The sequence below is a fragment of the Microcystis sp. M165S2 genome (genome assembly GCF_020245885.1).
In the GTDB taxonomy this organism is placed as follows: Bacteria; Cyanobacteriota; Cyanobacteriia; order Cyanobacteriales; family Microcystaceae; genus Microcystis.
On the sequence record NZ_JADBTZ010000184.1, the window covers coordinates 1 to 8,852 of the forward strand.

The following is an 8,852-nucleotide window of genomic DNA, read 5'->3' on the forward strand; positions in this document are numbered from 1 at the left end:
AAGGCCGAATTTGAAGTCTTTTCTGAACGAAACCCCCTACTATCTGTTGTCAAGGTTCAGTTTTTAGCTTGGTTATCGCTTTTTCCATTGTAGCTTAAAGCCGTCCTAAAAGGACGGGGTTTTAACCCAAATTTTCGATAAAGACCTTAAATATATGAAAGTCAGTAGATGGACAGTGCCAGTTTTTGCGGATATACGCCAAAGACTGGCACTAATGTTTTAACGAAAACTTCCTGCTAAGTAAATGGGTGGAATTAAACATAAGATGAACGTAGGTTGGGTTGAAGTATGAAACCCAACGTCTGCATGGGTTACTACCCGTCCTACAAATAATTGTGCCTCCCTACTTATAATTTAGCCAAATTGTGAGATACTACGAAAGGATTTCTTAGTTAATTCTCCCTGGCTTCACTCTATATATGAATCGAGATTCTTCCCTGCTATCATCCTCCTCGGTTGCGGAATTCAAGCGCAATTCCTTTGATTTGGAGTCACACCTACAAAACTTTTTACAATTAGACCAAGAAATTTTACAAGCAAAATTAGCGATAGCAAAAGATTCCTTAGCGGCCTTAGCTCATCAAGACTTTTCTTGGACAAATCCAGATTATTTCTATCAGGAAAAAGTCAAAGAAAACTATTTATTTGAATTATCTGCTTGGCATTTATCCAGTCAAGAATATATCGGGGAAACCCTGAGATTAATTGATGATCACGGTAGCGGAAAAGTCTTAGATTTTGGTGGCGGAATCGGTACTCATGCCCTGGCTGCCGCAATGAATTCTGGGGTTGAACAGGTGATCTATTGCGATATTAATCCCCTACATCATGAATTTGTTCGCTTTCGTGCCAAGCAATTAAATCTCGATCCTAATAAGCTCTCATTCTATACGGAAATTCCCGAACAGCTAAAATTTGACACGATTATCTGTTTGGATGTCATCGAGCATTTGCCCTCACCCACGGTCCAACTTAAAAAGTTTTATGACTGGTTAAACCCGGGAGGAAAGCTAATTATTAACTGGTATTTTTTCAAAGGATTTAATCAAGAATATCCCTTTCATCTCGACGATCCCAAAATTATTGAGAGCTTTTTTCAAACCCTACAAAAAGATTTCCTAGAGATTTTTCATCCCTATCACATTACCGTACGCTGTTATCGAAAAAATCAATCATTGCCGCAAGAAGAGCAACCCAGAGGATGATAGAAAAGTTAGAATTACCCTTGCAACTATGACCCTAGATATTATCCCCGAAGGCGAAGAACGCAAAGTGGAAGCTGTCAGTAGTGCCGCCATTGATGGTGCGCCGATCGCCTATATTGTCGTCTTAGCGGCCATTGTCACTACCCTTTCTTTTATTCCCTTCTCCATTGTCCTCGCTTCCGGCGGTAGTATGCCCCTCAGTCAAGCGGTTTTTCCCCTCTTGGGTTGGTTACTCGGCCCGATCGCTGGAGCGATCGCTAGTGGCATTGGGTCCTTAATTGGGGCTTTCCTTGCCCCCTACACGGCAGGAATTCCCGCTATTTCGGTCTTTGGGGCAATTATATCCAGTTTTGTGGCGGGAACGATGGTTTTAGGCAAAAAACGCCGTTATTGGTGGTTAGGATTAACGTTAATTTTTCTGATTCCCCTGTTTATCTACGCTAACCGGGCGATCGGACTGAACGGCATTTCGCCACGAATCTTTATCGCTGGGGCTTTCGTCGATTGGTCAGCTTTGGTATTATTTATCCTACCAACCTGGACTCTTTTTACCCATTGGATCAAAGGTAGCAATTTGGCCCTAGTAGCGGCGGGAATTTTTGGCGGGACTTGGACCGCCAGCGGCCTCTCCCATTTAGGGGCCGTCGCCATTACCTACTCGATTTTTAACTGGCCCGAAGAAGTCTGGATCGCTTTAATTCCGATCATTCCTGTAGAAAATCTGATTCGTTCCCTCGTCGGTATGGTGATCGGTTGTGGTGTGATTGCCGGTTTACGGGCGATCGGTCTGGTTAAATCAAGAGAGGCGATCTACTAAGTAGGAAGTTTTCCTTTTGGGGGGTCGGGTGTCGGGACGGACGCAAAGGCAAGAATTGCCCCGTTGCGTCCAACCCCGCAGGAAAAAAAGAGGACTAGCGTTTTAGCCAACTCATCATCGCTCGTAGATCTTGACCAACTTCTTCGATCGAATGTTCTGCCTCTTGACGACGCATAGCGGTGAACCCCGGTTTACCTGCTTGATTTTCGAGGACAAACTCTCTGGCGAATTGTCCGGATTGAATTTCCCCGAGGATTTTCCGCATTTCGGCCTTAGTCGCTTCCGTCACCACCCGCGGACCGCGAGTGTAGTCACCGTACTCGGCTGTATTGGAAATACTATCGCGCATTTTGGCTAAACCGCCCTCGACGATCAGATCGACGATCAGTTTTACCTCGTGTAAACACTCAAAATAGGCTAATTCGGGCTGATAACCAGCTTCCACGAGGGTTTCAAAGCCAGCTTTAATTAAAGCACTTAAACCGCCGCATAATACTGCCTGTTCGCCAAAAAGGTCGGTTTCTGTTTCCTCGCGGAAAGTGGTTTCCAAAACCCCAGCCCGAGTGCCACCGATACCTTTAGCGTAGGCCATCGCCCGCTCGCGTGCTTGGCCGGTAGCATCTTGATAGACGGCGAATAAACAGGGGACTCCTTGACCTTGTTCGTAGGTGCGACGGACGAGATGGCCCGGTCCTTTGGGTGCGACCATAACCACATCGACATTATCCGGGGGAACCACTTGACCAAAATGAATATTAAAGCCGTGGGCAAAAGATAACACCTTGCCTGCGCTTAAATTCGGGGCAATTTCGTTGAGATAAATCGTTTTCTGCACTTCATCCGGTAAGAGGATCATGATCCAGTCGGCAATTTTAGCGGCTTCGGCCACATCATAAACCGGAATACCGGCTTCTTTGGCTTTGATTGCCGATTTACTGCCGGGATATAGACCAACAATCACATTAACGCCACTATCCTTGAGATTTAATGCGTGGGCATGACCTTGGGAACCATAACCAATAATAGCGATCGTTTTTCCCGCTAATAAATCTAAATTGGCATCCTCATCATAGTACATTCGTGCCATCGAAATCGCTCCTTAACTTCTTTTGTCACTGTGCAAACTCCTAATTATACGGGAAAATCACGCCCGTCAGAAGCATTTGATCGCCGGTTTCCTGGAGTCAGGAAAAAATAGTGCCTAGAAAAATTGAAATTTTCTCTAGATAATTGGGTATTCTAACTAGGCTTGGCTAAATAAATCTAAAAACCTTGTTGGATAATATCTTTAGGCTTTTTTGAAATCAAAAAGTGCCAGCCCTTGCAGTGATCGGGGGGGGAAATTAGGGACTTTTTCCCTGAAAATTAGGTAATTGACCCTCTGAAAATGGGTAAAACCCTACACCCCACACCCCACACCCTGCCACCACCGAAAAACTTTTTGCCGCAAACCCTAACTAGGTTTTTTGTCTAGACTTGGTTCTTTCACCAAAATTGATTACAATGTCACCATCAATAGGCACTTCCTCTCCTCTCCTCTCACCCAGTTAAGATTAACCTCGATCTGAACACAGATAATCGGGTTAGTACTTAATGCCGAAATAGCTTCTCTTCTTCTCGATTTTTACCTTTTCTGGGTAATTTACCCAGTCAGGATCGTTTATAGACTGATTTACTGCCTTGATCGACCCTAGATAAAATCAGGTCAAAAAATTATTGGCTTTGTTAATCACTAATTCTCTTAGAGCTGCCCAGGAAAATCTATGGTAAGTTTTTTTAAAAAGCTATTGACAAAAAAACCTCAAGGTGTTGGGTTAGAGATCACCCCGGAGCGTATTAACATAGCTCAGATCACCAAACAGGGACAAAATTATAAATTAGTTAAATGTTGTTCGTCGGATATCCCGGAAGGCATCTTTGAGGAGGGAAAAATCGTCGATTCCCCCGCTTTAGCGGAATTAATCCAAGAAGTCCTCAAGGAAAATAAAATTAACAGCAAACGAGTCGCTACTGGTGTGCCGATGCGCGAGTCAATTATCCGGATTATCCCCATTCCCTCGGAATTGGACGATCAGGAATTGCGAAATCTGGTCTTAAATCATGAGGCTAGTTTATACCTTCCCTATCCTCGCGAGGAAGTGGATCTCGACTACCAAAAACTCGGCTACTTTCAGGATGAAGACGGGATCGAAAAAGTACAAGTATTATTAGTTGCTACTCGTCGGGAGATTACCGATGCCTATATGGAAACCTTCCAACAGGCAGGATTACAGGTAGATGTGCTAGAAATTAATAGTTTTGCCCTAATTCGGACGATTCGCGAGCATTTGCGACAGTTTAGTTCCAATGAAGCCGCCGTTATTGTTGATATAGAATTTGATAACACGGAAATTGCCATCGTGGTTGACGGCGTTCCCCAATTTTCCCGCACTGTCCCCATCGGCACTTTTCAGCTACAAAATGCCCTCTCCAGGGCGATGAATTTGCCCACCTCCCGCAGTCCTGAGATTCTTTTGGGGATGACAATTCCGATTATTGCCTTTGATAGTCTTAGCACCAATACCGGCACTTCCGGGGCCCCTACTAACGCCGGGATGACGGCAGTGATGCGCGTTTTAGGGGAATTAACCGATGAGTTACGGCGATCGATTAATTTCTATCTTAACCAAAGTGATGAACTGGAAATCGTCCAGTTACTTTTAGCCGGTCCTGGGGGCGGTTTAGCGCAACTAGACGAATACTTTACTCAACGTCTCAGCGTCCCCGCCATGGCAATCGATCCGATCGCATCACTGAACTTAGATACAACTCAAGAGATTCCTAATATCGAAAGACCTGGATTAGGAACAGTTCTCGGTTTAGGATTACGGGAGGTATAGACAAAAATTATGTATAGTCTTGACGTTAATTTTCTTAAGGATCGCCATCTCCAGCAAACGGGCAAAGGAACAACCCCCGCGGCCAAGATTTCCACCGCTATTAACCTGCGTAAACAAACACCCCTGTTGATCGGTGTGGGAGTGGGGGCCGGATTATTGACACTGACGGGATTACTCGGTTTAATCGTCGGTTGGCAAACCAGCGAAACTCAGGCCAAAATTCAGCAACTGGACGCGGAATTAGGTCAACTGCAAGCCCAAAGCAAAAAGCTAGAAGACCTGAGAGCGCAATTAACGGCAGTAGAAGGAGAAAATCAATCTCTGGTAACTGTATTCAATCAGATTAGGCCTTGGTCAGCCATTCTTCAAGAAATTCGCCAACAAACTCCCCCTAGCGTCCAGCTAACCAGTGTGCAGCAGGTGGAGGTTCCCGCTGCCCCAGATCAAGGGCAACCGAATCCAGCTACTCAGTTAAAAATCAGTGGTTTTGCCAGTAGTTACGAAGCAGTAAATGATTATCTCTTAACCCTGCAAGCTTCTCCTTTTTTACAGGGCAAGAAAACCGCGATCGAAAGTGCTGCCCTAGCCGATTTACCCGTACAGGTGGCTAATAAGTACAAAAATATTAATGTTACTTTCCCCCAAGCGGTTCAATTTGTGATCACCGCCCAATTAAGTGATACTCCCGCTACTCAACAACTGCTCAATCTTACCCGGAATGGAGCACTCGGAGTTGTCACTAGGATTAATACTCTCAAACGCCAAGGAGCCATTCAACCATGACCTTTACCGAAGAATTTGAAGATCGGGAATTAGAGGAATTTGAAGAGTATCCTATCGCTTTCGGGATAACTTTTACTCCCCGCAATAGTGGCATCGCTGCTGGTGTGGTGGGTTTACTAGGTTCTTTCTATCTGCTTTTTAACTGGGTGATGCCCGCTTATAATACCTTGCAACAGTTGCAAAACGATGCAGCGGGCAAACAACAACAGTTAGATCAACAAAAAAGCGGTCTGAGAGCCTCCGAATTCCAAACAATCGAGAGTCAGTTGCAAGAAAAAAAAGCTATTAAACAGCAAATACTCGCGCTTTTTGCCAAAGAAAAGGACTTAAGCACGATTCTCTTAGATATTAGTAATATCTTTAAGTCTCGCAATGTTAAGCTGATTAGCTTCCAACCCCAAGGACTAGAACCAGTGGTGGTTTCCGATGGTTCCCTCGGGAGCGCGGTTAATAATAAGCTCAAACGTCAAACTCTGAACGTCAAGATCGAAGGGAACTATGCTAACACTCAAGAGGTTATTCGGGATTTAGAAAGATTACAGCCGCTCATTTTGCTAAATAGTCTCAATACCCAGATAGAAAAGGAAGGATCGGCGGTTAAAGTGGTTAGTACCGGCAACAATAAAGCCACTATCGTTCCCCAAGGCGATAAACCCGTTACTACCACCTTTCTTCTCGATGTGATTATTCCTCTCAATGCCGAAGAATTAGCGAAATTAGCACCGCCACCCCCCGCCGCTGGTCAACCCCCCGCCGCTGGTCAACCCCCCGCTAGTCCGCCCCGATAATAGTCTTCAATCCGGTGTGAGTATTGCGTTTTTTGTCCGTTGAATCCCGTAATTGTTGAGGAGTGAAGTTAAAGTGAATCCGTCCCGCTATGCCCTGTTTATCCCCCAAATTGCCTCGTTTTTATTGATGGCTCCCCTGAGCGCTTTGGCCGAAACCCCCATTTCCTTCCATGGTTCAGAGTTAAAATCCCCTACATTAAAAGTTGAATTTTGGCAAGAGTTTAGTCAAGAAAATTTACAAAAGTCGCCAAATCAGCTTGTCCCTTCAAGCGCAGCCGTACAAAAGGAAATCAGCGATCGCATTTTAGCTAGTGAAAAACTGCTCGCCCAAAGTGCGCCCCTTGTCCCCAACCCGGAAATTATCATTCAAGGCGCACCCCAAGCCCCCGGTGTTCCCACCCTACCCCGGGCCGTTGCCCCACCGGTGGGAGATATTGCCATCTCTAACATCGATGCTAGTGCCGAAAAGGTCAAATTCGAGCCTAATATGACTGTACCTCGCATTTTACTGCGGGAAGCTTCCGCTAGAGAAGTGTTAATGACCCTTGCTAACTATGCCGGTTATAACGTCGTTTTCACCAGCGCCCAGGGGGAAGCGAACGCCACCTCTCAGACAGTTTCCTTGGAATTTACTAACGAATCGGTGGAAAACATTTTTAACGCCGTATTGTTAATTTCCGGACTCCAGGCTAACCGTCAGGGTAAAACCATCTTTGTCGGGGCGCAATTACCCCAAGGGGCGCGTAATCTGATTAGCCGCACCCTGCGTCTCAATCAAGTTAAAGCCGTTAATGCCGCCATTTTCCTCGCCACCCAAGGAGCGGAATACCAGCGTTTAGTTACCCAAACCGAGGATATCGTCGATCCCCTCACCGGACGAGTAACCGGTCGCCGGGATGTTCCTGCCACCCTAGAGGCACTAACACCCCAAAACACAGAAGGATCAAAAGCTGCCTTACTTTTAACTGGTTTAAGAATTGCCGCCGATGATCGCCTTAATTCTATCAATTTAATCGGCGAACCCCGACAAGTCCAAATCGCCACATCTTTATTAACCCAACTGGATGCTCGTCGCCGTCAGGTGGTGGTTAATGTGAAAGTTATCGATGTCAACCTGCTCAATACAGACCGCTTTAACAGTAGTTTTTCCTTCGGTTTTAACGATGGTTTCTTCGTTCAAGATAACGGGGCAGCAGTGCTGAACTTTGGTAATATGAACCCACCCAGTAGCTCAACTGTATCCAGGCCGGGGGCTTTTGCACAGCCTGTTGTACCGATTTTTGATATCATATCGGGTACGGGGACAGCAGAAATTCAAAATTTTATTGACATTCAGAATGGTGCTCCCTTTGGCCGTGTTAACCAGGGACCCAATGACTTTTCAGGGGGTCTAACACCCTACTCGCGCCCTAGTTTTGGTCGGATTAGTAATCCTTTTCAGCCCGGATTGAGTGAATTTACTCCTGGTGAACCAGCCACGTTCAATCCCATCACCGGAGTCACTACACCCCCTAAACCACCTGTCTTCACCTACGAACCCCCGACCCTCTTCCAATATCCCCAAAAATTCCTGATGACCCTGCAAGCCTCAATTCAGACAGGAAATGCCAAGATTCTCACCGATCCCTCCCTAGTGGTGCAGGAAGGTCAACAGGCCACCGTTAAGCTCACCGAGAAAGTGCTAGAAAGTGTGCGGACGGAAGTAGATCCTCTCAGTGGCGTACGCACCACTACCCCCGTCCTGGCCGATGCTGGATTAACTTTAGCGGTAAACGTCGATCAGGTGGATGATAACGGCTTTATTTCCCTGTCGGTTAGCCCTACCATCGCCTCTCCGGGGTCTCCAATTCAATTTAATAGCGGTGGTCTCACAATCAACACCCTTACCCCTCTGATTCGTCGGGAATTGACTTCTGGTTTAATTCGTCTCCGGGATGGACAGAGTTTAATTCTTTCCGGCATTATCCAAGAGCGCCAACAGAGTTCTGAGACAAAAGTGCCGATTTTAGGCGATATTCCCATTTTAGGGGCTTTATTCCGCAGTCGTACCAATCGCAACGATCGCTCGGAGGTGATTATTCTCCTCACTCCCAAAATCATCGAGGATACGGCCACCTCTACCCTCGGCATCAACTATCAACCGGGCCAAGATGCGGCGGAAATGCTTCAGCGTCAAGGTTTCCCCGTACAACCGCGACAGTAATCAGTAATCAGTTATATAGGGTTTGCTGAATAATGGTAAAAACCTTACAGGAAAGGGCTTTTAGCTTGATTGAGAGCTTCCCAAATGCACTTAAATCTGCGCTTAATCGCTCAAAACCCTTGCATCTTCTCTCCTTAGTGCTAATGTACCGTAAGATTGAGCAACTGCCAACCTCAC

General features: G+C 46.0%; 7 protein-coding genes. 6 read left to right on the forward strand and 1 reads right to left on the reverse strand.

Annotated elements, in window-relative coordinates:
* The first annotated feature begins 419 nt into the window (after positions 1-419).
* Positions 420-1,205, forward strand: coding sequence for a class I SAM-dependent methyltransferase (locus IM479_RS09575; RefSeq protein WP_287687616.1), 786 nt, complete (start codon positions 420-422; stop codon positions 1,203-1,205).
* Positions 1,206-1,233: 28 nt separating this feature from the next.
* Positions 1,234-2,022, forward strand: coding sequence for an ECF transporter S component (locus tag IM479_RS09580; protein ID WP_287687618.1), 789 nt, complete (start codon positions 1,234-1,236; stop codon positions 2,020-2,022).
* A gap of 94 nt (positions 2,023-2,116) precedes the next feature.
* On the opposite strand, the gene ilvC is transcribed toward IM479_RS09580, so the two are convergent.
* A complete protein-coding gene (gene ilvC / locus IM479_RS09585; RefSeq protein WP_286825532.1) occupies positions 2,117-3,109 on the reverse strand; it encodes a ketol-acid reductoisomerase in 993 nt (330 codons plus the stop codon).
* A gap of 676 nt (positions 3,110-3,785) precedes the next feature.
* On the opposite strand from ilvC, the gene pilM reads away from it, so the two are divergent.
* The 4 genes from pilM (at position 3,786) to IM479_RS09605 (ending at position 8,675) form a co-directional block, all read left to right on the forward strand.
* Positions 3,786-4,901 carry a type IV pilus assembly protein PilM gene (gene pilM, locus IM479_RS09590; RefSeq protein ID WP_287687620.1) on the forward strand — a complete coding sequence of 372 codons (1,116 nt, stop codon included), beginning with the start codon at positions 3,786-3,788 and terminating at the stop codon, positions 4,899-4,901.
* Between the two features lie 9 nt (positions 4,902-4,910).
* Positions 4,911-5,684, forward strand: a complete 774-nt coding sequence (locus IM479_RS09595) for a PilN domain-containing protein (RefSeq protein WP_287687622.1) — start codon at positions 4,911-4,913, stop codon at positions 5,682-5,684.
* Positions 5,681-6,472: a pilus assembly protein gene (locus tag IM479_RS09600; protein ID WP_287687624.1), complete on the forward strand. Its 792-nt coding sequence runs from the start codon at positions 5,681-5,683 to the stop codon at positions 6,470-6,472. Before IM479_RS09595 ends, IM479_RS09600 begins: the two co-directional genes overlap by 4 nt.
* Before the next feature lie 73 nt (positions 6,473-6,545).
* Positions 6,546-8,675 carry a secretin GspD/PilQ domain-containing protein gene (locus tag IM479_RS09605; RefSeq protein ID WP_287687626.1) on the forward strand — a complete coding sequence of 710 codons (2,130 nt, stop codon included), beginning with the start codon at positions 6,546-6,548 and terminating at the stop codon, positions 8,673-8,675.
* Positions 8,676-8,852 lie beyond the last annotated feature (177 nt).

Coding starts and splice junctions, on each gene's coding strand:
- IM479_RS09575 (WP_287687616.1), top strand. CDS start 420: ATGAATCGAGATTCTTCCCTGCTATCATCCTCCTCGGTTGCGGAATTC.
- IM479_RS09580 (WP_287687618.1), top strand. CDS start 1,234: ATGACCCTAGATATTATCCCCGAAGGCGAAGAACGCAAAGTGGAAGCT.
- ilvC (WP_286825532.1), bottom strand. CDS start 3,109: ATGGCACGAATGTACTATGATGAGGATGCCAATTTAGATTTATTAGCG.
- pilM (WP_287687620.1), top strand. CDS start 3,786: ATGGTAAGTTTTTTTAAAAAGCTATTGACAAAAAAACCTCAAGGTGTT.
- IM479_RS09595 (WP_287687622.1), top strand. CDS start 4,911: ATGTATAGTCTTGACGTTAATTTTCTTAAGGATCGCCATCTCCAGCAA.
- IM479_RS09600 (WP_287687624.1), top strand. CDS start 5,681: ATGACCTTTACCGAAGAATTTGAAGATCGGGAATTAGAGGAATTTGAA.